At 70.6% G+C, this 25,011-nt stretch carries 29 protein-coding genes; 20 read left to right on the forward strand and 9 right to left on the reverse strand.

Features of this window, described 5'->3' with window-relative positions:
* Positions 1-3: 3 nt before the first annotated feature.
* Complete coding sequence (locus SGUI_RS10585; RefSeq protein WP_066643234.1) at positions 4-825, forward strand: thioesterase family protein; 822 nt, start codon at positions 4-6, stop codon at positions 823-825.
* Positions 826-832: 7 nt separating this feature from the next.
* Here the strand turns inward: SGUI_RS10585 and SGUI_RS10590 are convergent, their stop codons facing one another.
* On the reverse strand, positions 833-1,495 hold the full coding sequence (locus SGUI_RS10590) for a GOLPH3/VPS74 family protein (protein ID WP_066639804.1): 663 nt from the start codon (positions 1,493-1,495) through the stop codon (positions 833-835).
* Positions 1,496-1,607: 112 nt separating this feature from the next.
* Here SGUI_RS10590 and SGUI_RS10595 point away from each other — a divergent pair, with 112 nt between their 5' ends.
* From SGUI_RS10595 to SGUI_RS10635, 10 genes are all read left to right on the forward strand, one after another.
* On the forward strand, positions 1,608-1,949 hold the full coding sequence (locus SGUI_RS10595; protein WP_066639806.1) for a hypothetical protein: 342 nt from the start codon (positions 1,608-1,610) through the stop codon (positions 1,947-1,949).
* A 10-nt stretch (positions 1,950-1,959) separates the two neighbouring features.
* On the forward strand, positions 1,960-2,493 hold the full coding sequence (locus SGUI_RS10600; RefSeq protein ID WP_066639815.1) for a hypothetical protein: 534 nt from the start codon (positions 1,960-1,962) through the stop codon (positions 2,491-2,493).
* 74 nt (positions 2,494-2,567) lie between these two features.
* On the forward strand, positions 2,568-3,803 hold the full coding sequence (gene cobA, locus SGUI_RS10605; protein ID WP_066639818.1) for a uroporphyrinogen-III C-methyltransferase: 1,236 nt from the start codon (positions 2,568-2,570) through the stop codon (positions 3,801-3,803).
* Positions 3,800-4,492 (forward strand): sirohydrochlorin chelatase, encoded by a 693-nt coding sequence (locus tag SGUI_RS10610; protein ID WP_066643236.1) that lies wholly within the window; start codon positions 3,800-3,802, stop codon positions 4,490-4,492. Before cobA ends, SGUI_RS10610 begins: the two co-directional genes overlap by 4 nt.
* Before the next feature lie 100 nt (positions 4,493-4,592).
* A complete protein-coding gene (locus tag SGUI_RS10615; RefSeq protein WP_066639820.1) occupies positions 4,593-5,066 on the forward strand; it encodes an SRPBCC family protein in 474 nt (157 codons plus the stop codon).
* 115 nt (positions 5,067-5,181) lie between these two features.
* A complete protein-coding gene (locus tag SGUI_RS10620; RefSeq protein WP_066639823.1) occupies positions 5,182-6,537 on the forward strand; it encodes an L-lactate MFS transporter in 1,356 nt (451 codons plus the stop codon).
* The gene (locus tag SGUI_RS17475) at positions 6,534-6,686 is read left to right on the forward strand and encodes an MFS transporter small subunit (protein WP_157621807.1); all 153 of its coding nucleotides are present in this window, start codon (positions 6,534-6,536) and stop codon (positions 6,684-6,686) included. The genes SGUI_RS10620 and SGUI_RS17475 overlap by 4 nt, the downstream gene beginning before the upstream one ends.
* A 22-nt stretch (positions 6,687-6,708) precedes the next feature.
* Positions 6,709-8,997, forward strand: coding sequence for an FdhF/YdeP family oxidoreductase (locus tag SGUI_RS10625; RefSeq protein WP_066639826.1), 2,289 nt, complete (start codon positions 6,709-6,711; stop codon positions 8,995-8,997).
* A gap of 47 nt (positions 8,998-9,044) precedes the next feature.
* Positions 9,045-9,731 (forward strand): SDR family oxidoreductase, encoded by a 687-nt coding sequence (locus tag SGUI_RS10630; protein WP_066639828.1) that lies wholly within the window; start codon positions 9,045-9,047, stop codon positions 9,729-9,731.
* Between the two features lie 79 nt (positions 9,732-9,810).
* Positions 9,811-11,004 carry a Fic family protein gene (locus SGUI_RS10635; protein ID WP_066639830.1) on the forward strand — a complete coding sequence of 398 codons (1,194 nt, stop codon included), beginning with the start codon at positions 9,811-9,813 and terminating at the stop codon, positions 11,002-11,004.
* A gap of 13 nt (positions 11,005-11,017) precedes the next feature.
* On the opposite strand, the gene rimK is transcribed toward SGUI_RS10635, so the two are convergent.
* The gene (rimK, locus tag SGUI_RS10640; RefSeq protein WP_066639832.1) at positions 11,018-12,241 is read right to left on the reverse strand and encodes a 30S ribosomal protein S6--L-glutamate ligase; all 1,224 of its coding nucleotides are present in this window, start codon (positions 12,239-12,241) and stop codon (positions 11,018-11,020) included.
* A 25-nt stretch (positions 12,242-12,266) separates the two neighbouring features.
* Here rimK and SGUI_RS10645 point away from each other — a divergent pair, with 25 nt between their 5' ends.
* Positions 12,267-12,755 (forward strand): ATP-dependent zinc protease family protein, encoded by a 489-nt coding sequence (locus SGUI_RS10645; RefSeq protein ID WP_066639834.1) that lies wholly within the window; start codon positions 12,267-12,269, stop codon positions 12,753-12,755.
* Positions 12,752-13,813, forward strand: coding sequence for a succinylglutamate desuccinylase/aspartoacylase family protein (locus SGUI_RS10650; RefSeq protein ID WP_066639838.1), 1,062 nt, complete (start codon positions 12,752-12,754; stop codon positions 13,811-13,813). Before SGUI_RS10645 ends, SGUI_RS10650 begins: the two co-directional genes overlap by 4 nt.
* 9 nt (positions 13,814-13,822) lie before the next feature.
* On the opposite strand, the gene SGUI_RS10655 is transcribed toward SGUI_RS10650, so the two are convergent.
* A complete protein-coding gene (locus SGUI_RS10655) occupies positions 13,823-14,455 on the reverse strand; it encodes a DinB family protein (RefSeq protein WP_237141328.1) in 633 nt (210 codons plus the stop codon).
* A gap of 559 nt (positions 14,456-15,014) precedes the next feature.
* Between SGUI_RS10655 and SGUI_RS10660 the strand changes: the two genes are divergently transcribed.
* The 3 genes from SGUI_RS10660 (at position 15,015) to SGUI_RS10670 (ending at position 17,275) form a co-directional block, all read left to right on the forward strand.
* On the forward strand, positions 15,015-15,428 hold the full coding sequence (locus SGUI_RS10660; RefSeq protein WP_066639843.1) for a VOC family protein: 414 nt from the start codon (positions 15,015-15,017) through the stop codon (positions 15,426-15,428).
* 25 nt (positions 15,429-15,453) lie between these two features.
* Positions 15,454-15,885: an NAD(+)--rifampin ADP-ribosyltransferase gene (gene arr, locus SGUI_RS10665; protein WP_066639846.1), complete on the forward strand. Its 432-nt coding sequence runs from the start codon at positions 15,454-15,456 to the stop codon at positions 15,883-15,885.
* A 97-nt stretch (positions 15,886-15,982) separates the two neighbouring features.
* Positions 15,983-17,275: a DUF418 domain-containing protein gene (locus SGUI_RS10670; protein ID WP_157621808.1), complete on the forward strand. Its 1,293-nt coding sequence runs from the start codon at positions 15,983-15,985 to the stop codon at positions 17,273-17,275.
* Positions 17,276-17,287: 12 nt separating this feature from the next.
* Here SGUI_RS10670 and SGUI_RS10675 read toward each other — a convergent pair whose 3' ends face one another.
* Positions 17,288-17,698 (reverse strand): VOC family protein, encoded by a 411-nt coding sequence (locus SGUI_RS10675; protein ID WP_066639849.1) that lies wholly within the window; start codon positions 17,696-17,698, stop codon positions 17,288-17,290.
* Here SGUI_RS10675 and SGUI_RS10680 point away from each other — a divergent pair.
* Positions 17,697-18,080, forward strand: a complete 384-nt coding sequence (locus tag SGUI_RS10680; RefSeq protein ID WP_066639851.1) for a hypothetical protein — start codon at positions 17,697-17,699, stop codon at positions 18,078-18,080. The two genes, SGUI_RS10675 and SGUI_RS10680, sit on opposite strands and share 2 nt — an antisense overlap.
* A 178-nt stretch (positions 18,081-18,258) precedes the next feature.
* Here SGUI_RS10680 and SGUI_RS10685 read toward each other — a convergent pair whose 3' ends face one another.
* Positions 18,259-18,579 (reverse strand): hypothetical protein, encoded by a 321-nt coding sequence (locus SGUI_RS10685; RefSeq protein WP_066639853.1) that lies wholly within the window; start codon positions 18,577-18,579, stop codon positions 18,259-18,261.
* Between the two features lie 653 nt (positions 18,580-19,232).
* A complete protein-coding gene (locus SGUI_RS10695; protein ID WP_157621809.1) occupies positions 19,233-20,036 on the reverse strand; it encodes a hypothetical protein in 804 nt (267 codons plus the stop codon).
* Between the two features lie 111 nt (positions 20,037-20,147).
* Here SGUI_RS10695 and SGUI_RS10700 point away from each other — a divergent pair, with 111 nt between their 5' ends.
* Together SGUI_RS10700 and SGUI_RS10705 are read left to right on the forward strand one after the other, a co-directional pair.
* Complete coding sequence (locus tag SGUI_RS10700; protein ID WP_066639857.1) at positions 20,148-20,351, forward strand: toxin-antitoxin system HicB family antitoxin; 204 nt, start codon at positions 20,148-20,150, stop codon at positions 20,349-20,351.
* A gap of 3 nt (positions 20,352-20,354) precedes the next feature.
* Entirely contained in the window at positions 20,355-20,714 is a 360-nt protein-coding gene (locus tag SGUI_RS10705; RefSeq protein WP_066639860.1) for a type II toxin-antitoxin system death-on-curing family toxin, read from the forward strand.
* Positions 20,715-20,845: 131 nt separating this feature from the next.
* On the opposite strand, the gene SGUI_RS10710 is transcribed toward SGUI_RS10705, so the two are convergent.
* The gene (locus SGUI_RS10710; protein ID WP_157621810.1) at positions 20,846-21,514 is read right to left on the reverse strand and encodes a hypothetical protein; all 669 of its coding nucleotides are present in this window, start codon (positions 21,512-21,514) and stop codon (positions 20,846-20,848) included.
* 163 nt (positions 21,515-21,677) lie between these two features.
* A complete protein-coding gene (locus SGUI_RS10715) occupies positions 21,678-23,081 on the reverse strand; it encodes an IS1380 family transposase (protein WP_066635635.1) in 1,404 nt (467 codons plus the stop codon).
* Positions 23,082-23,653: 572 nt separating this feature from the next.
* Between SGUI_RS10715 and SGUI_RS10720 the strand changes: the two genes are divergently transcribed.
* Positions 23,654-23,959 carry a hypothetical protein gene (locus SGUI_RS10720; protein ID WP_066639863.1) on the forward strand — a complete coding sequence of 102 codons (306 nt, stop codon included), beginning with the start codon at positions 23,654-23,656 and terminating at the stop codon, positions 23,957-23,959.
* Between the two features lie 37 nt (positions 23,960-23,996).
* Here SGUI_RS10720 and SGUI_RS10725 read toward each other — a convergent pair whose 3' ends face one another.
* The gene (locus tag SGUI_RS10725; RefSeq protein WP_157621811.1) at positions 23,997-24,674 is read right to left on the reverse strand and encodes a F510_1955 family glycosylhydrolase; all 678 of its coding nucleotides are present in this window, start codon (positions 24,672-24,674) and stop codon (positions 23,997-23,999) included.
* Positions 24,675-25,011: the final 337 nt, after the last annotated feature.

Consider the following 25,011-nt stretch of genomic DNA (forward strand, 5'->3'; position numbering starts at 1 on the left):
GTCATGAGCGACCAGCCCGGCAGCCAGGCCGAGTACGACCGCCACATCGCCGTCCGCGCCACCGGCGACGGGGGGTATGCCGCCGACCTCACCGACGGGTGGGCCGTCGGCGGCGGCCTCAACGGCGGCTACCTGCTCGCCGTCATCGGCAACGCCCTGCGGGCGGCCAACCCGGACAGGCCCGACCCGATCGCGATGTCGGCGTACTACCTCTCGGCCTCGGTCGCCGGCCCGGCGACCGTGCAGACCCGCACCGTGCGCGAGGGCCGGAGCACCACCACCGTCGCGGCCGACCTGGTCCAGGGCGAGGAGGTGCGGATCACCGCGCTGGCGACCTACGGCGACCTCTCCCGGCTCACCGACGAGGTCGCCACGACCGCGGACGAGCTCGTCCTGCCCCCGCCCGAGGAGTGCGTGCCGAACACGATGGCGCCCGAGGAGCTGCGCCGGTTCGCGCCGCTCATGGCCCGGTTCGAGATGCTCTTCGACCCGGCATACGCCGGCTGGGCGGTGGGGGAGCCGAGCGGCCGGGGCGCGCTGCAGGCGTGGTTCCGCCTGAAAGATGGGCGCGAGCCCGACCCGGTCTCGCTGCTCACCGTCGTCGACGCGCTGCCCCCGGTGACCTTCGACCTCGGCCGGACGGGGTGGGCGCCGACCATGGAGCTCACCGTGCACGTGCGCGCCGTGCCGGCGCCCGGCTGGCTGCGGGTACGGCACGCGACGCGCAACATCGCGGGCGGGATGTTCGAGGAGGACTGCGAGGTCTGGGACTCCGCAGGTCGACTCGTCGCGCAGTCCCGCCAGCTCGCCCGGGTCCCGCGCTAGGGAGGGCTCAGCCGATGGAGTCGCGGGCCGCGGCGTTGGCGCGCCGGACGACCTCGTCGATGGTCGAGACCAGCGCGGACTCGCCCTCGCCGATGGTGTCCCGGATCGCGTAGGCCTGGCGGGCCACCTCGGGGCGCCGCTCCGAGGGGAGGCCGCCGCGCAGGTTCGGGCCGATGTCCACGACGCTGAAGAGCATCACCGAACGGGAATCGGGCTCGGTCTCGCCCTTGAAGGCGGCCCGAACCGTCGACCTGAGCGCGTCCCGCCCCGCGGCGGGCGTCGGGCGGTGCCGCTGGACCTTGAACAGCCCGAACTTGCGGTCCGACCCCTCGGTGACGGCGCCCTCGGCGACCAGGCGGTCGAGGACCTGGTCGGACGTCGGCAGCATGGTGATGACCTTGGTGACCCGGATCGGCCCGTCAGCGGCACCGACCGTGCGCAGGGCCTCGTCCAGCAGGTCGTCGCCCACGGGCGTCGGGTCGTGGACGGCGACCTCCAGCTGCTGCTGGCTGCCCGTGACCGTGAGTCGGCCGAGACGGGTCAGCTCGACCAGGAGCGCCGCCGCCACCACGAGGTTGGCGTGGCTCCACAGCGTGCCCTTGGTCGGGCTGAGCATGACGACGACGGCGTCCAGCGCCAGCGGCCGGTCGACGACGAGACGATCGGTCATGAGAAGTCTCCTCCCTCGTGGGGCCGCCCTCCCTGCGGGCCGCAGATCCGACCTGCCGGCCGTCCCCCGGTCTGCACGATATCGTGACCGCCAGATCCGAGGGAGGGGAAGAGTGACGACGCCGCAGAAGAGGTCGAGGCTCGCCGAGTGGGGCTCGCGCAAGTCGACACCGCTGGGGATCGCCGTCTTCGTCCTGGTCGGCCTGCTCCTGCTCGGTGCCGCCGGCGCGGTGGTGGTCTGGCTCGGTCGAGGGATCCAGGACGATCACGCCGCCCTCGAGCGGACGCTCAACGGGCGCTACGAGGAGTCGGTGACGATCCGCGTGACCGTCAACCGGAACCACACGCGCGAGGACGTCATCCTCGACGGGGTGGAGCGGTCGGACTGCGACGCCACCGACGAGGGATACCTGGAGTGCTCGCGCGACCCGCAACCCACGCTGGTGGACGAGTAGGAGGCGGCGCGTGCTGAGCGAGTTCCGCGACGTGATCTTCACCACCGCGTGGTTCGGCCTCATGACCATGGTCTGGTGCGGCTGGGCGCAGGAGTCGCCCGCGCGCGGCTGGCGGGTGCCGCTCATCGTGGGCTCGGTGGCCGGGGTGCTGCTTGCCGCCGGCTTCGGCGTCTGGACCGGCCTGAGCTGGGGTATGCCGACCGCCCTGGAGGGCCGCTACGCCACCTTCGGGGTCGTCGTCGCCGCGGAGGTGCTGGCCGCGGGCGTCGGTGCGCTCGTCCTCGTGCGCCGTGGACAGAGCCGCTGGATCGCCTGGTGGGTCGCGATGGTCGTGGCCGTCCACTTCCTGTCGCTGTCGGGCATCTTCGGCGGGTGGGTCCTCACCGCCCTGGCGATCGTGCAGGTGGTGGGCCTGGCCGCGCTCGTCGCCCCGCTGCGCCGCACCGAGGCCCCGACCAGCCGCTGGGTCGGCCCGCTCATGGGCGTCACCATCTTCGCCGCGGCGCTCGTCCTGGGCGTGGGTGCCCTCGTCGGCGCGGCCTGACGCCACCGCGCAGACCCGGCCGCACGCATACCCAAGACTTGGTGACCGTTTCGGTAACGGTGCATGATGGTCCCATGTCACCCGGTCCCTTCCTGCTCGGCCTGTCGCTGGGCGGGCGCCGGGTCGTCGCGGTCGGCGGGGGAGCCGTGACCGTGCGACGCGTGCGCGACCTCCTCGCCGAGGGCGCCGTGGTCGAGGTCCTCGCACCGCAGGTCGCGCCCGAGCTCGCGGCGTGGGCGGAGCGCGGGGAGATCACCTGGACCCCACGCCGGTATGCCGGTGCCCCCGACCTCGCCGGCGCCTTCCTCGTGCACACCGCGACCGGCGACCCTGACACCGACTGCCGCGTCGCCGCGGACGCGGAGGCGGCGCAGACGTTCTGCGTCAACGCCGGTGACGCGGCGGCCGGCAGCGCCCAGGTCCCGGCCCGGGCCGTCGTGCCGACCCCCACCGGGGAGGTGCGGGTCGCGGTCCACGCCGGGGGCGACCCGGCCCGTGCCGCCGCCGTGCGCAGCGGGCTCGAGGAACACCTGACCAGCGGCGTCGTCAACCTGCGGGGCCGCCGCCCGCACGGCGGCTGGGTCGCGCTCGTCGGCGCCGGCCCCGGGGACGAGCAGCTGCTCACCCGCCGCGCCGCCACGCTGCTGGCCGCGGCCGACGTCGTCGTCACCGACCGGCTCGTGCCCCGCGCCCTCCTCGCCCGCCTCCCGGAGAGCACGCGCGTCGTCGACGTGGGCAAGTCGCCGCACCACCACCCCGTCCCGCAGCACGAGATCAACCGGATCCTCGTCGAGGAGGCGCTCCGGGGCCGGGGCGTCGTGCGCCTCAAGGGCGGGGACCCCTACGTGCTGGGCCGTGGCGGCGAGGAGCGGGCCGCCTGCGAGGCCATGGGTCTCGCCGTCGAGGTGGTGCCGGGGATCACCAGCGCGGTCTCGGTGCCGGCCGCGGCGGGCATCCCCGTCACCCACCGCGGCCTGGCCCGCGGCTTCACCGTCGTGACCGGCCACGAGGAGCTGCCCGGCCTCCCGACCGGCGGCGACCACACCCTCGTCGTGCTCATGGGTGTCGCCGGGCTGCGCGAGACCGCCGCCCGGCTCGTCGAGGCGGGCCGGCCCGCGAGCTGCCCCGTCGGCATCGTCGAGAACGGCTGGACGCCGCAGCAGCGGGTCACCCTCGGCACGCTCGCCGACATCGCGGACCGCGCCGAACGCGTCGGCGTCGCCTCGCCCGCCGTCGTGGTGGTCGGCGACGTCGTCACCCTCGCGCACGGGTGGCCGGCCCGGGCGGAGGGCGCCGGGGCGGTCGCGTGACCCGGCCGCTCGTCGTCGCCGCGCACGGCACCGCGAGCGCCGAGGGACAGGCCGTCGTGCGGGCCTGCGCCGCCCGCGCGGGCGAGGTGCTGGGTATGCCCGCCCCGCCCGTCGTCGGCTTCGTCGACGTGTGCGGGCCGACGCTGGCGGAGGTGCTCGTCGGGCTGGAGGACCCGGTCGTCGTGCCCTTCTTCCTCTCCTCGGGGTACCACGTCAACCACGACGTGCCCGCGGCGCTCGCCGACGTGCCCGGCGCGACGGCGACCCCGGCGCTCGGGACCGCCGACGAGGTCGTGCAGGCCCTGGCCGAGCGGGTGCGCGAGACGTTGCCCGCGGGGGAGCCACCCGACGCCGTCCTCGTCCTCGGCGCCGGGAGCAGCGACGACGACGCGCGGGCCGAGGTCGCGACGGTCGCCGAGCGGGTCGCGGAGCACCTCGGCTGCGCCGCCGGCACCGCCTTCCTCAGCGGTCCCGGCCCCCGCCCCGAGGAGGAGCTGGCCCGGCTGCGGGAGGACGGGCATACCCGGGTCGCGGTCGCCGCGCACCTGCTCTCGCCCGGCCACTTCCTCGACAAGGCGCACGCCGCCGCCGAGGCCGCCGGCGTCGCCCGGACCCGGCCGCTGGCCACCCACGACCTGCTCGCACGCCTCGTCGCCCGGCGCTACCGCGAGGCCGTCGCCGCGTCCTGAGACCACTCCTGCGCAGAAGCTGTTCCTCTGCCGTGATGCGTCACGACATCGGTGCACCTTCTGCGTAGACGTTCCTCGCCGCGTGTCCGAGGATGCCGGTATGCCCACCTCGCCACGGTCCTCGTCCGGTGCCCGTGAGTTCCACTTCCACGAGGACTGGACGCTGCCGGTCGAGCCCGCGACGGTGCTGGACCGCCTCGTCGACCTCGGGGCATACCCGAGCTGGTGGCGGCAGGTGCGCGCGGTCGAGCAGCTGGCCGAGGATCGCGCGCGGGTGCAGATCCGCAGCCGCCTCCCGGCCCCGCTGGAGCTGGTCCTCGTCCGCGAGCACGAGGACCGGTCTGCCGGACGGCTGCGGGTCGGCATCGAGGGCGACCTGCAGGGGTATGTCGAGGTGCAGGTCACGCAGGCCCCCGGCGGCTGCCGGATGGTCTGGGACCAGCGCGTGCTACTCACCAAGCCGGGCCTGCGCCACCTCGCCGCGCTCCCGCCCGCCCGCTGGGTGCTGCGCGCCAACCACGCCGCGATGATGCGCTCGGCCCGCGCCGGCCTGGACCGGCCCGCCGCCGCCTGACGCCGTCACGGCGCGCGTCGCAGACCGGCTGTGCGCCACCTGGACGTGCCGACACGCCGGTCGCGTGCGAGGGTGGAGTGTCCCGTACGTCACATCTGCAACGCCCAGGAACCTCATGCTCGCCATGCTCGACCGGGAGCGCACCGTCGCGGGTCCCGGTTTCAACCGCTGGTTCGTCCCCCCTGCAGCGCTCGCCGTGCACCTGTCCATCGGCCAGGTATATGCCTTCAGCGTCTTCAACATCCCGCTCGAGGAGCGCTTCAACGCCTCCGCGACCGCGGTCTCCATCATCTTCTCGATCTCGATCGTCATGCTCGGCCTCTCCGCCGCCATCCTCGGCACCTGGGTGGAGAAGAACGGCCCGCGCAAGACGATGGCCGTCTCCGCGGCGCTGTGGACCGCGGGCTTCCTCGTCTCGGCGCTCGGCATCGCCACCGGACAGCTGTGGATCGTCTATCTCGGCTACGGCGTCCTCGGCGGCATCGGCCTGGGCCTGGCCTACATCTCACCCGTCTCGACCCTCATCAAGTGGTTCCCGGACCGTCCCGGTCTCGCGACCGGGCTGGCGATCATGGGCTTCGGCGGCGGCGCGCTCATCGCCTCGCCGCTGAGCAACCGGCTCCTCGGCCTCTACGGGGGCGGCGACCCGGTGGCCGGTCTCGTCCCGACGTTCCTCACCCTCGCCGTGGTGTATGCCGTGCTCATGGGTCTGGGCGCCTACGTCATCCGGGTGCCCGCGGACGACTGGAAGCCGGAGGGCTGGACCCCGCCGCAGAAGTCCGAGCAGACCTCGATGCGCACGACCGCCAACGTCACCGCCCGCAACGCGCTGCGCACCCCGCAGTTCTGGCTGCTGTGGACGGTGCTCTTCTGCAACGTCACGGCCGGCATCGGCATCCTGGCCCAGGCCTCCCCGATCGTGCAGAACTTCTTCTCCGGGGTCGACGCCGTCGCGGCCGCCGGCTTCGTCAGCCTGCTCAGCCTGGCCAACATGGCCGGGCGGATCGTGTGGTCCTCGACCTCCGACGTCATCGGGCGCAAGCCGACCTACATGCTCTACCTCGGCGTGGGCGCGGTGCTCTACCTCGGCGTCGCCACCCTCGGCCGCTCCTCGCTGCTTCTCTTCGTGCTCATGAGCGTGGTGATCCTCAGCTTCTACGGCGGCGGCTTCGCGACGATCCCGGCATACCTCAAGGACCTCTTCGGCGGGATGCAGGTCGGGGCCATCCACGGCCGCCTGCTCACCGCCTGGTCCGCCGCCGGCATCGCCGGGCCGCTCATCGTCTCCGGGATCCAGGACCTGCAGACCGCGCGCGGCGAGACCGGCGCCGATCTCTACCTGCTGTCCCTCTACATCATGGTCGGCGTGCTCGCCGTCGGCTTCGTCGCCAACCTGCTCGTGAAGCCGGTCGACGAACGCCACCACGAGTCCGACCCCGACCAGCTCGAGACCGAAGGAGCCTCCTCGTGAGCGATTCCCCGACCAGCACCGCCGAGCGTCCCGAGGGCGCCGACGCGGCAGAGCGCACCGCGGCCATCGTGCTGTGGGTGGTCGTCAGCGCCGGCCTGCTCTACGGCGTGGGCGAGACCATCGCCCGCGTGACCCAGCTCTTCGGCTGACCGAACGCGAGAAGGAGCGCACGTGGCGACCGACGCACCCCGCAAGGACTTCACCGACGACGACCTGGAGATCCACGAGCGCAAGGACTGGGCCGCCGGCATTCCCGGGGTCTACCACGCGCTGAAGATCTCCTACGAGCAGATGGGCGCGGTGCGCACGCTGCGCACCCTGACCCGGCTCAACCAGAAGCACGGCTTCGACTGCTCCGGCTGCGCCTGGCCCGACCCGGACCACCGCTCGCCCGCCGAGTTCTGCGAGAACGGCGCCAAGGCGGTGGCCGAGGAGGCCACGCTGCGGACGATCGGACCCGACTTCTTCGAGGAGCACGACCTCGACGACCTGGCCACCCGCAGCGACTGGTGGCTGGGCCAGCAGGGTCGGCTGGTGCACCCGGTCGTCAAGCGGGCGGACAGCAACAGGTATGAGCCGATCAGCTGGGACGACGCGTTCCGGATGATCGCCGAGCAGCTTACCTCGCTCGCCGACCCGGACGAGGCCATCTTCTACACCTCCGGGCGCACGTCCAACGAGGCGGCCTTCGTCTACCAGCTCATGGTCCGGGCCTACGGCACCAACAACCTGCCGGACTGCTCGAACATGTGCCACGAGGCCTCCGGCGCGGCGCTCGGCGACACCATCGGGCTGGGCAAGGGCACCGTCCTGCTCGAGGACCTGCACAAGGCCGAGCTCATCATTATCGCGGGCCAGAACCCGGGCACCAACCACCCGCGCATGCTCAGCGCGCTGGAGAAGGCCAAGGACAACGGCGCGGCGATCGTCGCCGTCAACCCGCTGCCCGAGGCCGGGCTCCAGCGGTTCAAGAACCCGCAGAACCCGATCAAGGCCGTCGGGTCGGGCACCGACCTCGCCGACGACTTCCTGCAGATCAGGCTCGGCGGCGACATGGCGCTCTTCCAGGCCCTCGGCGCGCTGCTGCTGGAGCGGGAGGACGCCGACCCCGGCTCGGTGCTGGACCACGAGTTCCTCGCCGAGTACACCGAGGGGCTCGAGGCATACCGCGAGCACCTCGCCGACCTCGACTGGGACGAGGTGCTCACCGCGACCGGCCTGGAGCGGCAGCAGATCGAGGACCTCGCCGACCGCCTCGCGCGCAGTCGGCGGACGGTCGTCTGCTGGGCGATGGGCCTGACGCAGCACGAGCACTCGGTGGCCATGCTCACCGAGGTGGTCAACGTCATCCTGCTGCAGGGCAACATCGGTCGGGACGGTGCAGGGCTGTGCCCGGTCCGCGGCCACAGCAACGTGCAGGGCGACCGGACGATGGGCATCTGGGAGCAGATGCCCGACGACTTCCACGACCGGCTCGATGCGGAGTTCTCCTTCGAGAGCCCGCGGGAGCACGGCTACGACACCGCGGCTGCGGTCGAGGCCATGCGTGAGGGCCGGGTCAGCTTCTTCATGGGGATGGGCGGCAACTTCGCCAAGGCCGCGCCGGACACCGACGTCACCGAGGCGGCGCTGCGCCGTTGCGACCTGACGGTGCAGGTCTCCACCAAGCTCAACCGCTCTCACGTCGTCACCGGGGAGACGGCCCTCATCCTCCCCGTGCTCGCTCGGTCCGAGCGGGATGAGCAGGCCAGCGGCCCGCAGCGGGTGACCGTCGAGGACTCGATGTCGGCGGTGCACGCGAGCCACGGGCCGCTGCCGCCGGCCTCGCCGTACCTGCTGAGCGAGGTGGCCGTCATCTGCCGTCTCGCACGCTCCATCGAGCGGGTCGCCGCGGTGACCGACTGGCAGGCCTTCGAGGACGACTACCGCACCATCCGCGACGCGGTCTCCCGCGTGATCCCCGGCTTCGAGGACTACGAGGACAAGATCAACGACCCGGGAGGCTTCGTGCTGCCGCACGTGGCCCGGACGCGGGAGTGGGGGGACACCCAGCTCGGCAAGGCGCAGCTCAGCTGCAACGAGCTGGTCTACCCCAAGGTCCCGGAGGGTCGGCTGCTGCTGCAGACGCTGCGCAGCCACGACCAGTTCAACACGACGATCTACGGGCTGGACGACCGCTACCGCGGCATCGAGAACGGTCGTCGCGTCGTCTTCGTCAACCCCGCCGACCTCGATGAGCGGGGCCTGCGGGACGGGCAGCACGTCGACCTCGTGAGCCACTGGGAGGACGGCGAGCGGGTCGCCGAGGAGTTCCGGATCGTGTCCTACGACACCGCCCCGGGCTGCGCCGCCGCCTACTACCCCGAGACCAATGTGCTCGTGCCGCTCGGGCAGCGCTCGAAGCGGAGCGGGACGCCGGCCAGCAAGTCGGTCGTCGTGGAGCTGCGCGCCCGGGCCTGAGGCATACCCGGGGAACATCGGGGCGGGGTGCCGCTGTTGGACCAGGTATGCGTATAGCCATCATCGGAGGACACGGCAAGGTCGCGATGCTGCTCAGCCCGCTGCTGGGCGAGCACGAGGTGAGTGCGGTGATCCGCAACCCGCAGCACGCGTCCGAGGTCGAGCAGACCGGGGCGACGCCCGTCGTCGCCGACGTGCAGGACATGAGCACCGAGGACCTCGCCGAGCTGCTCGGCGGGCACGACGTCGTCGTGTGGTCGGCCGGTGCCGGCGGCGGTGACCCGGAGCGCACCTACGCCGTCGACCGCGACGCCGCCACCCGCACCATGGACGCCGCCGAGCAGGCCGGGGTCGGGCGCTACCTCATGGTCAGCTACCTCGGCGCCCGCCGCGAGCACGGGGTGCCCGAGGACAACGCCTTCTTCGCGTATGCCGAGGCCAAGTCCGCCGCCGACCAGCACCTTCGCGACTCCGGCCTGGGCTGGACGATCGTCGCGCCGGGCCAGCTGAGCCTGGACGAGCCCACCGGCTCGATCGAGGTGCGCGGCTCCGGGCCCGGGTCCGACCCGGCCGCCTCGGAGGGCGAGGAGCTCGCTCCCATCGCCCGCGCCGACGTCGCGGCCGTCATCGCCGCGGTCATCGGCCGCAGCGACCTGGACGGCACGATGATCGAGTTCATCGGCGGCGACACCCCGATCGACCGGGCCCTGGACGAGGTCGCCAAGGGCGCCTGAGCTCAGGCACGGCGTCGTGCGGGTCGATGTGGACAAATCACACGAGTAAAAGTTTCCACATCTGCCCTAAAGTGACAGTGTGGACGTCGAAAGTTTCAAGAACAGCCCCACCGGGCACCTTGTGCCCATCGAGGGCTGGGTCGACGGTGAGGCGTGGAGGCACGTCGCTTTCGTCACGGATCCACTGGGTGATGACAGCCCTGGCCTGAGTGGCGCCACCTATCGATCCGTGGCGGACGCCCGCGCAGCTCTCGCCTCGCTCGATGCCACAGCGCAGCGACTCCCCAACCCGAGGCTTTTCCGCGCCCCGACGCTGAGGATCGAGGCGCAGTCGACGGCAGCTCTGGAGGGGACCTACGAGCCGGTGGAGCGGGTGCTCACCACGAGCAGCCCCGATCTCCAGGACGCCTCGATGCGAGAGGTCCTCAACTATCTCGACGTCGCCGAACGGGCCTTTTCCCTGCTTGAGGGCGGTCGTTCCCTCACGGCATCACACCTCGAAGATCTGCAGGGCGTCCTCATGCTGGGCACCCGCCACGCGGCGGACGACTCGGGTCGGATCCGCACCGTGCAGGTCGTCGTGGGGCGGCGCGCGAGTGCCGATCCCCAAGCCCTACCCGTCGCGGCGGCGCGGTTCGTGCCGCCCCCGCCTGGTGCAGATCTGCGGATCCGCGTCGACGAGCTCCTCACCTGGATGCAGGCAGCTCACGCAGACATCGACCCGGTGGTGGCCGCCGCCATGAGTCACTACACCTTCGAGGCGTTGCATCCGTTCCACGACGGCAACGGCCGGCTCGGGCGACTGCTCATCGTGCTGTCCCTGGCCTGGACCGGCACCCTCAGGGAGCCTACGCTCTCGGTGTCACCGTGGTTCGAGGCTCGGCGTCAGGAGTACTACGACAGGCTGCTGGCCGTCTCCACCGAGGGGGACTGGTCGGGGTGGGTCCGATTCTTCGCGGACGGACTTGCCGCGACAGCCGCTCAGACCGAGAGTCGGATGATGGCTCTTGTCGTCGTGCGTGACCATCTTCGCGACCTGATCCGTGACTCGCCGCTGAGGTCGGCCAGGGCCTACGATGTCGTCGACGTGGCGCTGGCCGCGACGACCGTCAGCGTCGCCGATGTCTCCCGTGAGCTCGGGATCACCAGGTCCGCCGCGAAGAAGCTCATCGACAATCTCGTCGGGATCGATGTCCTGGCTCCAGTGCATGGCCGCAATTACAACCGGCACTACTACGCCCCGATGGTGCTGGACGTGCTGCGCCGCGGGTAGCCGGACAGGACCCTCAGCTGCCGGGCGAGGGCACCGGGACGCCGGGCACGTCCGCGTGGATCGGCTGCTTGGGCAGCTTGCGGACGCGCCGGGGGCGGCGGGAGCGGGCGGGGATGAGCGAGCGCATGTTCTCGTGCTTGCCGAAGCAGAGCAGCCGGTCGCCGTCCTCGAGGACCTTCTGGCCGGAGGGGTTGGGCACGACGCGGGTGCCGCGGTGCAGGGTGAGCACCTGGATGTCCTTCTCCCACAGGCCGGAGTCCTGCAGCGCCTGCCCGACCATGTCCGAGCCGGACATGACCGCGATCTCGGCGACGCCATACCCGGTCGAGACCGCGAGCCGCTGTCGCACGTCGATGTCGGGGAAGCCGGACTGGTCGGCGATGTAGTCGACGATCGCGCCGGCGACGTCCAGCTTGGTCGCGGCCTCGATGCCCTCCAGGCCCGGCGAGGAGTTGACCTCCATCACCAGCGGACCGTCGTTGCCCTCGAGCATGTCGACGCCGGCGACCCGCAGGCCCATGATCTGCGCCGCGCGCACCGCGATCTCCTGGTATGCCGGGTCCAGGTCGACCGGCTCGACCCGTCCGCCACGGTGCACGTTGGAGCGGAACTCGTCGCCCTGCGCCACCCGGCGCATCGCCGCGACGACGCGGTCGCCGACGACGAGGGCGCGCACGTCCTTGCCCTTGGACTCCTTGACGAAGCGCTGGATGAGCACCTGCTGGTTGGTGCCGTGCAGGGTCTCGATGATCGCCTCGGCGACCTTCATCGTCGGCGCGAGGATGACGCCGATGCCCTGGGTGCCCTCGAGCAGCTTGACCACGACCGGGGCGCCGCCGACCATCTCGATGGCGTGCGGGATCTCGGCGCGGTTGCGCACGAAGGCGGTCGCAGGCATACCGATGCCGTGGCGGGACAGGATCTGGCTCGCGCGCAGCTTGTCGCGGCTGTTCATGATCCCGTTGGACGTGTTGGGGGTGTAGACGTCCATCTGCTCGAACTGCCGCACGACCGCGGTGCCGAAGTAGGTCACCGACGCGCCGACCCGGGGCAGGACCGCGTCGTAGCTGGACAGCGGCTTGCCGCGGAAGTGCAGGTCGGGCTCGTCGCCGGCCAGGTCGATGCCGAAGCGGAGGGTGTCCAGGACCTTGACCTGGTGCCCGCGGTCGAGCGCCGCGGTGCGCAGCCGTTGGGTCGAGTAGGCGCGCAGGGACCGGGAGAGGATGGCGAGTTTCATGGGGACGTCCTGAGAGGATGCGCGGGTGACAGGGTCCAACCATTCCATCACGGAGCAGACGGTCGTCGGGTGGCGCGAGTGGGTGCAGATCCCGCAGGTCGACGTGCCGTGGATCAAGGCCAAGATCGACACCGGCGCCAAGACCTCGGCGATCCACGCCTTCGACCTGCGCTCCTTCGACCGTGACGGGCGCGACTGGGTCAGCTTCGCCGTGCACCCGTGGCAGGCGACCGCGCAGGACGAGGTCGCCGTCGAGCTGCCGGTGCACGACTCGCGCTCGGTCCGGTCCTCCTCGGGGCACGAGGAGCAGAGGTATGTCGTGCGCCTGCCGGTGGTCCTCGGCGGGCGCGAGGTGCCGGTCGAGTTGACCCTGACCGACCGCGACGAGATGGGCTTCCGGATGCTCATCGGCCGTGAGGCGCTGGTGCAGGGCTACGTCGTCGACCCGTCGCTGAGCTATGCCGGGGGCCGGCCCGAGCGGGCGGTGCGCCGCCGGAACTGGGGGAAGCGATGAGGGGGCCGGTGAGCACGCAGACCAAGGAACGCTCGCGGGCGCGCAAGCTGCGGCCCTCCTTCCCCATCGGCATGGTCAAGGTCCGTTCCGGTAGCCGCCGCGAGGTGTCGCTGCCGATCTCCCGGCTGGTCACCGGTGCCGAGGTGAGCCTGCCGGTGCACGTGCTGCACGGGCGCGAGGACGGGCCGACGGTGTGGCTGTCCGCGGCGATCCATGGCGACGAGGTCGTGGGCATCGAGGTCGTGCGCCGGGTCATGGCGGTGCTCGACCCCAAGACGATCCGCGGCACCGTGCTCGCGGTGCCGATCGTCAACGTGCTCGGCGTGATGTCCGGCGACCGCTACCTGCCGGACCGCCGCGACCTCAACCGCAGCTTCCCCGGGTCGGCGCGCGGATCGCTCGCGGGGCGCATCGCCCACCTGATGATGAAGGAGATCATCGGCCCGTCGGATGTCGGGATCGATCTGCATACCGGAGCGGACCGGCGCACCAACCTCCCGCAGATCCGCTGCGACCTGGAGGACCCGCAGACCCGGGCGCTGGCCGAGGCGTTCGGCGCGCCGGTGATGTATCACGCCAAGCTCCGCGACGGCTCGCTGCGCTATGCCGCGCGGGAGCGGGGAGCGCGGGTGCTGCTCTACGAGGGCGGCGAGGCCTGGCGCTTCGACGAGTGGGCCATCGAGGCCGGCGTGGTCGGGGTGCTGCGGGTGCTGGCGCACCTCGGGATGATCGACACCGACGAGGTCGACGTCGAGCCGGTCGGGACGCCGAGCGAGGTGTGCTGGCGCAGCGGCTGGGTGCGGGCGCGCCGGACCGGCATCATCCATCTCGTCGTCGGCATCGGCGAGCACGTCGCGGAGGGACAGAAGCTCGGCGAGCTCTTCAACTCCTTCGGCAAGCGGCTGGCGATCGTCAAGGCGGACCGGGCCGGTGTCGTCATCGGCAGGGCCGAGGCGCCGCTGGTCAACCGGGGTGACGCGCTCGTGCACATCGGCGAGATCGAGTCGACCGACCGGTCCGGACTGGACGAGGACGCGCGGGACACCGACACCCACTGAGGGGGCCGGCTACTCTGCGGAGCCGGATGCGGATAGCACATCGAGGTCGCGCACGGCGTAGCGGTGGTGCTCCCACTCCTCCTCCAGAATGGTGCGCAGGCAGGAGAGGACCGTCTCCGCGTGTTCGGGAGCATGCGGATTAGGCCGCGGCTCGCCCAGCACCTCCGGGGTGAGGGTGGCGATGAAGTCGCGGACCATCGCCTGCCGCTCGGCGCGGGCCGCGAGGACTGTCTCGAATGTCGGCGCCTCGGCCGAGAAGTCGCCATCGCTGTAGGCGTCACTGTCGGAGTCGTCGGCCAGTCCCGCCGGGTGGAAGGGCGCCTCTCGCTGGAGGATCGCCTTGCCGAGCCAGGTGTCGGTCGCCATCACGAGATGGCGCTGTGTCTGCGAGAACGACCACTCGCCGTCGACCGAGGCGTCCAGCGTGCCCTCCGGCATGGCGCGGACGCGATCCAGGGTTGCGGCCCAGGTGCGCTCGAGCGCCGCCCAGGCCTCGCGCAGGCCGTCGGTGTCCTCGGCGGTGCGTAGCTGACGCCCCGGGAAACGCCGACTCAGCTCGGCCTCGACCAGCGGCACGACGTCGACGCCGTTGACGAGCAGCACGCCGTCGCCCTCCAGCAGCCAAGGCGAGTCGAGCTCCATACCTGCGACATCGCTGCCGCGGACGACGACATCGCCGAGGTCGCACCCCACGAAGCGCGACCCACGCAGGCTCCTGCCGCGGAAGGTCCGGTCCCGGAGCACCTCGGGCTCGTGGTCCGTCATCAAGGCATCATGGCAGGGAATCGGCGGCGCGTCACGGGTCGATCCGCCCGGGCGGACGTCCCTGTCGCCCTGATGGGGTGCCCTGACGACCTAGCGCGCCAACCCGAGGAACGTCATGCGGCTCGTGCGATCTCGACGAACGTCTCGGGGCGGACGCGACCGACGCGCTCATCGGCGGGGAGACTGACGCGCAAGAGCGGGGTGTCGATGAAGGTCGTCGTCAGAGGTGCCACGGGCACGGACGCGGTGGCTGCGAAGAGGTCGTCCTGCAGGATGAGGGCGAGCCTGGTCTCGAGGCGTAGACGCCCCCGACGAAAGTCGAGGACGCGCGGGACATCGACACCCCCTGAAGCGAGGGGGTCGCGACTGTCGGGATGCGGGAGTAGGTTCGCCTCAGCCTGACGGACGGGCCGTCAGCGACCACGGAGGTCCCGGCATGTCCACGCTCAACCCCTACGTCTCCTTCGACGGCACCGCCAAGGCGGCGATGGAGCACTACCAGCAGGTCTTCGGCGGCGAGCTGACGATGAACACCTTCGGTGAGTACGGCATGCAGGGCGAGGGCAGCGACGGCGTCATGCACGCCCAGCTGACCACGCCGGCCGGCTTCACCCTCATGGCCTCGGACACCCCGCCCGGCATGGCAGCCGCCGCGTCCCAGGGCAACATCTCGATCAGCCTCAGCGGGGACGACGGCGCCGAGCTGCGCGGCTACTGGGACGGCCTCGCCGACGGCGGACACGTCGACATGCCGCTCGAGCAGCAGATGTGGGGCGATACCTACGGGATGGTCACCGACCGGTTCGGGGTGAGCTGGATGGTCAACATCGCCGGCCAGCAGGCGTCGTGATGGTGGGCCCCTGAGGGAGGGTCGCGTGGACTCGGCCAGGGAGCCCGTGCCCTTCGAGGTCTTCGAGGAGGGCGTCTACCTGCACGGCACGAAGGCGGACCTCGAGGTCGGGGAGGTCCTCACGCCCGGGCGCGAGTCGAACTTCGAGGCCGGCCGCGTCATGAACTTCGTCTACTTCACCGAGACCCTGGACGCAGCGACCTGGGGTGCCGAGCTGGCCGCCGGCCCGGGCCGCGGTCGCATCTACCTGGTCGAGCCGAGCGGCGTCTTCGAGGACGACCCCAACGTCACCGACAGGAGGTTCCCGGGCAACCCGACTCGTTCCTTCCGGTCCCGCGAACCGGTGCGCGTCGGGGAGCTGCTCGGCTGGGTGGACCACCCTCCCGAGAAGCTGCAGGCGATGCGGGACGGGCTCGCGTCGATGCAGCGCGACGGCACGGCGCAGATCGACGACTGAGGGGAGACCGCACCGGATCGTCACGTCCGCGCCCAGTCTGGACAACCGTGACAGACGTCAGTCCCGGGACCGTGCCGCCACTGCCAAGATGTGGTGCATGACGGAAACGACGGATCCGGTGGGGGTGGTGGACACCGCCCGGGAGGTTCCGCGGCGGGCGCTGGCCCCGGACCTGGCGCGCGGCTTCATGCTGCTGCTCATCGTGCTGGCCAACATCCCGTGGTTCCTCTACGGCGTCCCGCACGGCCTGTCGGTCGGCCACCCGACCGGCGCGACGGGGGCGGACCGGGTGGTCCAGACCCTCATGATCGTGCTCGTCGACGCACGCGCGCTGCCGATGTTCGCGCTGCTCTTCGGCTACGGCATGGTGCAGTTCGCCCGTGCGCAGGGGGCCCGGGGCACGCCTGTCGCCGCCTTCCGGGCCATGCTGCGACGCCGCCACGTCGCGCTGCTCGTCATCGGGGTGGTGCACGCGGCGCTGCTCTGGTACGGCGACGTGCTCGGGCCCTATGGGCTCCTCGGTCTGGTGCTGGTGCCGCTGCTCTTCTGGCGCAGCACGCGCGCCATCAGGATCGTCCGCGGCGTGCTGGTCGGCCTGCTCGCGGTCTTCGCCGCGCTCTGGGTGGCCTCCGGCGTGGCGCTGCTGTCGGTGCCGCAGGAATCGTGGGACACGGCGATGTGGATGTCGGCGACGACGGACGCGAACGGCATCTCGTCCTACGCCGCGTCCATCCTGCCGCGCCTGGGCGAGTACGCCTTCATCCTCGGGTTCAGCGTCTTCTCGCTCAGCGTGCCGGCCGCGATCCTCACCGGGTGGCTGTGGGCGCGGGAGGGCGTGCTCGACCGGCCCGCCGAGCACCTGCCCCGGTTGCGCCGCACCGCGGTGGTCGGTCTGCCCGTCGCCTGGCTCGGCGGTGTGCCGCTCATGCTTGTGCACACCGGGGCTTGGCTGACGCCGGAGCTCAGCTTCATGTTCATCGGCGTGCAGATGCTGACCGGGCTTGCCGGGGGCCTCGGGTATGCCGCGGTCTTCGGCCTGATTGCGGCCCGCCTGCAGTCCCGGGTCGGGGCGGCAGAGCGGGATGCCGCCGGCGCCAAGCCGGGGCCGGTGGCCGGAGCTCTGGCGTCGGTCGGTCGGCGCTCGCTGTCGGCATACCTGTGGCAGTCGGTGGCGATGGCGCCGCTGATGGCGGCCTGGGGGTTCGGCCTCGGCGGTCGCATCGGGTCGGCAGGTGCGGCGGCGGTCGCGGTCCTCATCTGGCTGGCGTCGGTGGGGTGGTGCGCCTGGCTGGACCGCGCCGGTCGGCCAGGTCCGGCGGAGGTGGTGCTGCGCCGGGTGACCTACCTCGAGCGAGGTCGCTCCGTCGCCACGGTCGGCGAGGTGCGCTGACCGACCCGTCTGTCAGGCGACGAAGATGCAGAACGGGTGACCGGCCGGGTCGGCGTAGACGTACAACGGTTCGTCCGGGTCGTCGGTGCGGTCGAGGAGGAGCTCGGCGCCCAGGTCGAGAGCCCGTCGGTGCTGCGTCTCGAGCGCGTCACGGTCCGGCACCGTGAGGTCCAGGTGCATCTGCATCGGCACGTCGGGCCGCGGCCACGTCGTCCGCTCGAGGCGGTCGACCTCCTGGAAGGCCAGGGTGCGGTCGCCCTGGGCGTCGGTGAGGACCAGCCAGTCGGCGTCGTCATTCCCCTCCGCCGGGGGCTCGTCGCCGGGCCGGTACTGCAGACCGAGCAGCTGGCGGTAGAACTCGGCGAGCCGTCGCACCTCAGGGGTGTCGAGGACGGTATGCAGCAGCCGCGGGTAGTCGTCCATGCCGTGGACCGTAGCGGTCCTGGACGGGGGCGGCACGTCCACCGACGTGGCAGTCGTGACCCCGCTGAAGCCGTGGGAGGGGTTGTCGTTGGGCTACCACGCCTATCGTCTGGACATCGGCCCGGTCCTGGTCTACAGCGAATGGCCTGGGCAGATGGACCCTGGTCCTGGGGTGGTGACCGGGGTGCTGTGGATCGACACCTACGTCGCCCCGCCTGACTGGCCCGAGATCAAGGGTTTGGTGGTCCGGATGTGGACCGAGCACCGCCGGTACGTCCAGGACCCCGCCGGGGACGGAACCTGGGTCTTCGAGTCCCCGAGCGCACGGTACGAGGAGGTCGAGCGCTGCGGCGTGGGACGGCAGGTGGTCTCCGACGGCTGAGCACCCCAGGACAGAGGAGTTCACCGGCGTCCTCCTCGAGATCGACGTCGACCTCGCTGGTGGGTCCTCCCTCGCCTGATCGTGCGCGCTGGCGATGCCGCAGACGAGCGGTCAAGAGGCATACGCGCGAGAGGTGTTGACTGCCTGAGAGGACTGAGCGGCACACGGCGATGCTGGCTCAGTCGCAGGCCCGCTTCGCTTCGCTCGCCCCCGGACGGAGGACGAACTCCTCTCGGTGTCCGACCTCGTCGGTGAAGACGAGGGTGGTCTCGTCGACCCGAGTGATGGTGCCCATCTGCTCCGGGTTGTCCCAATCGTCGGGCGGGTTCCCGGAGCCGTCATCGAGAGGGCCCTGAGCGCGTTCGTACCACTGTCCTTCGACGTGGAGCTCGTCGATCCCGCAGTGGGTGTCGAGCACGTAGTCCTGCCCCTCCGACTCGGAGCAAGCAGCAGCAAAGACGAGAACAACGATCGAGAGCGCACGTCGGTAGCAGCGCATCGTCGGCCTCCCTGGTCGTCCCTGTCCTACGCCGTGTTCGCAGCAGACTCACGTTGTCCTGGATGCACATCCTGGCCACGGCGTTCCCCACCCGCAACTGGGCCGTCAGCATCCGGCGGGACCCTCACCGGAGCGGTACGGTGATCGACATGACGGAGCAGGGCCCAGGGACCGGGGACGAGGGTGCCACCATCCTGAGTTTCCCGACGGAGCAGGAGGCCCCCCGCAGCCGGGAGGTCGACCTCGAGGGCGAACCGGTCACGGTCATCTATCTCCCGTGGCGGCACGAGGTCGACGGTGCCGACCGTCCAGCCGGCCTCTACTACCGCGCCAACGACACCTCCGGGTTCTACCCCGACCCAGCGGTGCGCGGCCTGGACGCGGTGCTCGAGGAGGCCCGCCCTTGGCTGCATTGTCTCCAGCCCCTTCAAGCCGCGAGTCGAGCCGGACGTCGAGCACTTCGAGGTCGACGACAGGGTCTCGCACCAGGCCTTGGGCCTCGGACGTGTCGTGGGCACGGAGAGCTCGGCGGTCACGGTGGACTTCGGCACCCGCACGATGCGCATCCCGAGTCCGTTCCACAAGCTCGAGAAGCTCTGAGGAACGGACTGCTGCTCGTCGCTGCCTGACCTCCGGGCGAGGCAGGGCGGGCGTCACGCACCGTTGGTCGCGGCCGGAAGCGCGGTGAGCAGAGCGGAGTACAAGTGCGCGCCGACGCGCTCGTACTCTCGCTGCGCCCCGGGATCCGCAGGTCCGCCGTCGTTCCACGACCCCATCCCGCCGAACACCCAACCCTGCACGACCGCGGCTGCCAGCTGGCGACGCTCGAGGTCGGCATCGGGCGGAAGCAGGTCCTGGTGGTAGGGGGCAGCCGGGGCCGGGTCGGTGAGGAGGCTCTCGGCCTTCGTGAACCACGACGCCCACCTGTGGAGTTCGTCGAACTGCTGGGCTAAGCCCCCGATGTCGTGCAGCGCGACCTGTAGCGCCGTCCTGGCCTCTGTCACGCCGACCTGTGGTGCTCTGAGGCCCTCCGCCGACGAGCCGTGTGCAGACACTGACCAGATCCGGGAGTCCGGGGCGGTGCGGTCGCCGACCTGCCAGCCGAACGCCCATACCGTCGGCGCTGACGTGCCCGTGGCGAGCAGGGCCCAGGTGCCAGAGTTGGAGAATCCCGAGGCGACATGCGAAGGCAGTAGCCCTGTGGTGGGCAGGTCGGTGACCAACGAGAGATCCGTGACTCCCCGGGAGTGCAGGCCGGTGAGCCATTCCTCTGGACCCGTCGCCGCCGACGTGCGCCTCAGGAAGCCGCGCGGGGGCAGTGTGGCGGTGAACGACCCCACGTACTGGAAGGCTGAGTTGCCGCCCGACAAGTCGGGTATGGGTGCACTCGCCCCTGCCCGGAGCCAGCGCCCTCCGATCGCTGCCAGCGCCGCTACGAGGGCCAGTTGTCCGTTCACGGAAGGAGTGTAGGAAGCGGCCGGTTCCGTCTGCTTCACGACGCGACGGGTGGCAGCCCACCGCACGCACGGCGGTATGGACGCTAGATACCAAAGTGGTACCATGATCGCATGGCGATGACTCTGCGGCTGTCTCCAGAGGATGAGCGAGCGTTGGCGGCTCTGGCCGAGGCTGAGGGTGTAAGCAAGCAGGAGGCGACCGTTCGGGCGATCCGGGAGGCGGCTGCACGGCGCGGGCATGAGGAGCAGGTACGCGAGCTGTCCGCACGGGGCCGAGAGCGGTACGCCGACCTGCTCGAGCGTCTCGGGCGCTGACCCTTGGAGTACCTGACGACCGAGGATCTGCTCACCCTGGCAACCGACCTGGGCGTAGGTCCGATCCAGGACCTTGGCCTGCTGGACTCAGCGGCCCACCGCCCCAGCTCCAGTGTCTTCGGACGTGACTCCTACCCAGACATCGACGCCAAGGCGGGCGCGCTGCTGGAGTCCATCGTCGTCAACCACCCGCTCGCCGATGGCAACAAGCGCCTGGGATGGCTCGCAGTAGCCGTGTGCTACGGACTCAACGACATCGATCTGCATGCACCCGACGACGACGCGTACGACCTGGTCATCGCCGTCGCCAGCGGCGCCGCCGACCACCGAGTAGCAGCCCGCGAATTGGCCCGATGGCACTAGTTTCAGCTGCCGGCCCGCGGCATTTCCGGACGTATTCACCCAGCCGTGGCCGAGTGCAGTGGACTACGGCGCCACACCGTCGGCTGCGGCATTCGCCACAGCCCGACTTACGTATGAGGATCGGCCAGGGGCTACCAGGTCGAGTAGGACCCTGAGTTGACCGTGAAGCCGTGACCGCTGCCGGCTGCCTGACAGGTCAATCCGTCCGGCTGGACACTGCAGTCCAGGTCACCGGCGCGCATGATGCGGCCGTAGTCCAGGACAGCCACTCGGGCACCGCTCTGCAGCGTAACGACGTTGTTCGGGTCTATCCAGGGGTCGTCCTGCCAATAGTGCGGGTTCCCCCCACCTCGAGTGATGCCATCAATGTGGTTGCAGAAGAAGCCCCCATGGCCGCTGTCGGCGAAGAAGTTGAAGAACCAGCCGATTCCCTCTGCATCGCAGACACCGATCAGTGGTTCGCCCGGCGGCACGCTGGTCTGCGCCACTTCGCAGCTGATGGAGGCTGCCATGTCGCTGGTCGGTGCACTGATAATGCAGTAGGCCGCCCGGGCAGGCGTCGTGAAGGTGGTGAAATCCGATACCACGATCACATCGCCGGGCGCGGCGGTCTCAGTCTGCGTACTACTTGGCTCCACTTCCGAGGTTTCCTCCGCCGCGTCGGTGGTCTCCATGGCGGTCGTCTCCACGGTCGAGGTTTCCTCGGCGCCGGTCTCCATCGTGGTGGTTTCCTGGGCAGCCCCCGTTGCTCCGGTCTCCGTGACCGACTCGGTGGGGGCGTGAGCGTCCGAAGGGTCCATGCGCGTATCCACTAAGCCTCGATCCACCGACAGACGTCGTTGAGTGGGGCGTTGCCGACCGCGTAGGCGATTCTGGGGAGCGGGCGTAGGAGATCTCCCGACCTCGCTGTCGGGGTGTTCCACGTGCAGGTTTCCTGGGGTTGCGCCGTCGCCGGCTGAGCGGTCAGGTCGTGGCCGGTAGGGGTGGTCCGCAGACGGTGGTGAACAGTCGCTTCCAGGCCTGCTGCCAGGGCCAGTTCGTAGGCAGGTGCAGACGGAGTCGCCGGGCCGAGGACGCTGCCCGGGCGGGCACGGTGACCATGGTCCGGCGGATGGTGGCGGTGGTCGCTCGAGCCAGCTGGTGGCCGGTCAGCGTGGCGGCGGCACGGGTGAGGTTGAACGCGAGAACCGCGAGCACGAGCCACGCGGCGTTCGCGGCGAACTTGCCGGAAGGCAGGTGCGCCAGGGCAGAGCTCTTCAGGTCAGCGTTGACGTTCTCGATGACCGCGTGGGCGCGGTGGACCTTGTCAACGGCGACGGTGTCCAGGAGGTCGGCGTCGGTGGTGGTGAAGAACGCGTGGAAGCGCCAGGTGTCGAACAACTGGTCCTGGCCCTCACCCTTCTTGGGGTTCAGGTCAGGGATGCGGCGCACGACCAGGCGGCCGGGCACGTGATGGGAGCGGGCCTGAGCGGTGAACGCGGTGAAGGGGACCTCGGCGACCTCGGCACGGGAGATCCACGCCCCGGTGCTCTCGTCCCGGATGGCGTCGGTGTACTCGATCGGGGTCCACGCCTGCTCGTCGATGGTGGCGATCGCGGCCCGGATGCTGCTGGTCAGCCGCACGGTGACGGAGACCTCCGCGCCGGCCCGGACGGCGGCACCGATGGTGGGGTACCCGTAGAACGCCGAGTCTGCACGCACCAGAACGGGCCGGCTTGCCTGGTTGCTGCGCATCCTGGCCACGGTCGCCAGGGCGTCGGCGACCAGCCGGTCGGCTCCCCGCGGGGAGCCGACCGAGCCCTTGCGCAGCCGCTGGGCCACGACCACCGGGGCAGCCTGGTCGGTGGACACGGTGGCCAGCAGCGCGTTCAACCCGCGCACCCGGGTGTAGCCGAACCCGGCGCCCTGCTTGGCGTACCCGTGGACCTCGATGATCGTGTCATCCACGTCCACCACCGCGTACTCGTCCAGGCCCTTGACCACCGGGGTGAGGCGGGCCAGGTTGGTCAACACCCGGGAGGCGACGGCATCCAGCTGGCGGACGTGGCCGAAGGTGAACGCCCGCAGGAACGAGCCCAGCGTCGAGGGTGCGTAGCAGGCGGAGAAGAGCTTCTTCATCGCGCCGTGGCGCAGCAGCGCCATGTCATCGATGCTGTCCGCCCCAGCGACCATCCCGCCCACCAGCGCACACACCTTCGCCCCCGCGTTGGCGCCCTTGTCCGTGGGCACGCTGAGCCGCTGCTGCGAGAGCTCACCGAGCCCGGCCCGCTCGGCCAGTGCGATCACCGGCACCAGGCCCGCCGCCGACACCAAGTTCGGGTCGTCGAACAGCGCGGAGTCGGCCGTGAACCTGTGAGAGAGTCTCATCCCAGAGATGCCCTTCCGGGGTGGCAGTTTGGAACCGTCGCAAGTCCCAATCTCCCAGCACGGCAGGGCATCTCCTCGTTACGGCACGCTCACAACCCCCAGGTCATCGGTGGATCGAGGCTAAGCGATGCTGGAAAACTGTGCGGCGTCCCCACTGCAAGCCCGAGGACTGAGCCCCTGCCCTCGCCCCGTCGCGCGTGCAGCATACGTGCATCAGCGACTTGAAGGGCCGGGAGCACCCCCGGTCAAGGCGGAGTCGAGAAACCGCAGGTCACAGGCGCACCGCAGGGGCCGCGCTACTGTTTTTCGAACAGCAGACTGAAGCGCAGACCAAGGAGCCCAAATCGCCTGCGACACAAGCGATTTCAGAGCTGGCGAAGGGACTCGAACCTTCAACCACCTATTTACAAGACTCCCAGCCATAGCGCGCTGACCAGCGCATATCCCCCAAATAGAGGCGTTTCGACGGTGTCGTGCATCATACGTGCATCAGGAGAGGACCGTCTTGGCTCCTCGTGGCCGCTGTGCCACCCAGCCTCCCCCCTCGAGCAGGCGGTCGGTACTTCAACGCCATGCCGCTGGCAGCGCCTATCCATAGTGGTAGCGGCCACCTACGGCTCGCCCTCCGGGGTGATGACTTCCTGCTCTACCTGTGGATCACCAACCTCGCGCTGCTGCTCGGTGCAGAGGTCGACGCCGAGCTTGAGCGGTCCCGCCAGCTCATCGCCGGCATTGAGGCCGAGGAGGATATCCAGCTGCCCCCGCGCGACGACGCCAAGATCCGCACGAACGAGGAGAAGGAGCTGGAGGACCGGGACCAGGACCGCGCCCTGCGCCGCAGCGGCGGGGACACCACCGACCCCGACCAGGAACACTGACGTCCGGAGGTAGGCTCAACGGGACGCGCTACCCCAATTACGGCACTTGCACGAATGTGGATCCGAAGTCGAGGCTCTTCAGCACACCGTTCTGGGTCGCGACAAGGATCTCCGTCTTGCCGCTGGGGAGGAGGTGCGCACCGAGGGCCTGCACTTCCACCGAGAGCGGCGAACCAGCCTCCCAAGACTGCCCCGCGTCATGGCTGCGGAGCACCCTGTTCGCCGCCGTCGTCGCGACGATGGTCTCCTCGTCCACCCAGTCGACGAGCACGACGCTCTCCGGAGGATCCAGCGGGGCCCAGGTCGCGAGGTCATCGGTGGATTGCAGCAGACCTTGCTCGGTGGTGGCGAGCACGGCACCGGTGGCTCTGTTCACGGCAAGATCCACGGGTGGCGCCGGGATCGACGCTTCGTCCCAACGGGTGCCGTCTGCGCTGGCGCGTAGCGTTCCGTCGAAGCCCAGAACGCCCGCAGGTCCTACCGCCAGCACGTGGAAGTCGCTCTCGCCCCCTCGCGACAACGTCTGCCATGTCTGGCCCCGGTCTGTCGAGGCGATGAGACCGACGGGCTGGGGCAGGTCGGTGCCGAATCCTGGGTGACCGGAGGCGAACCACGTGCCGTCCGGAGCGATGGCGAAACCCATGAGGTCGACGACGTCCCCCCGTCCGTACCAGCCGCCGTCGCGGCGCTCGAACGCGCCCTCGTGGGTGGCCATGACGACACTCTGCGTGATGGGGTCGCGCGCGACTCCGTGGATGTGGGTGATGGGTTGTTCCAGGACCCCGGCTTTCTGGCCCGCCGTTCCGCCAGAGGCACCTGACTGCTCAGAGGCAGGCGTGATGTCAGAGGAGCAGGCCGACAGCACCAACGATGCAGCTGAAGCGATCGTGGCCGACTTCGCGGTCCCGAGGTGCTTCTTTGTCGTTCTCGAGAGTGTTCTGATGGCGGTCTCCACGTGAGACTTAAGAGCGGGCGTCCGCGGACCACGTGTGCAGCCAGTTCTGTCTGAACCCATACCCCGTTAGGGTATCATCGGCGCCACACGACCTTGC

It is taken from the genome of Serinicoccus hydrothermalis (genome assembly GCF_001685415.1).
Lineage (GTDB): Bacteria > Actinomycetota > Actinomycetes > Actinomycetales > Dermatophilaceae > Ornithinicoccus > Ornithinicoccus hydrothermalis.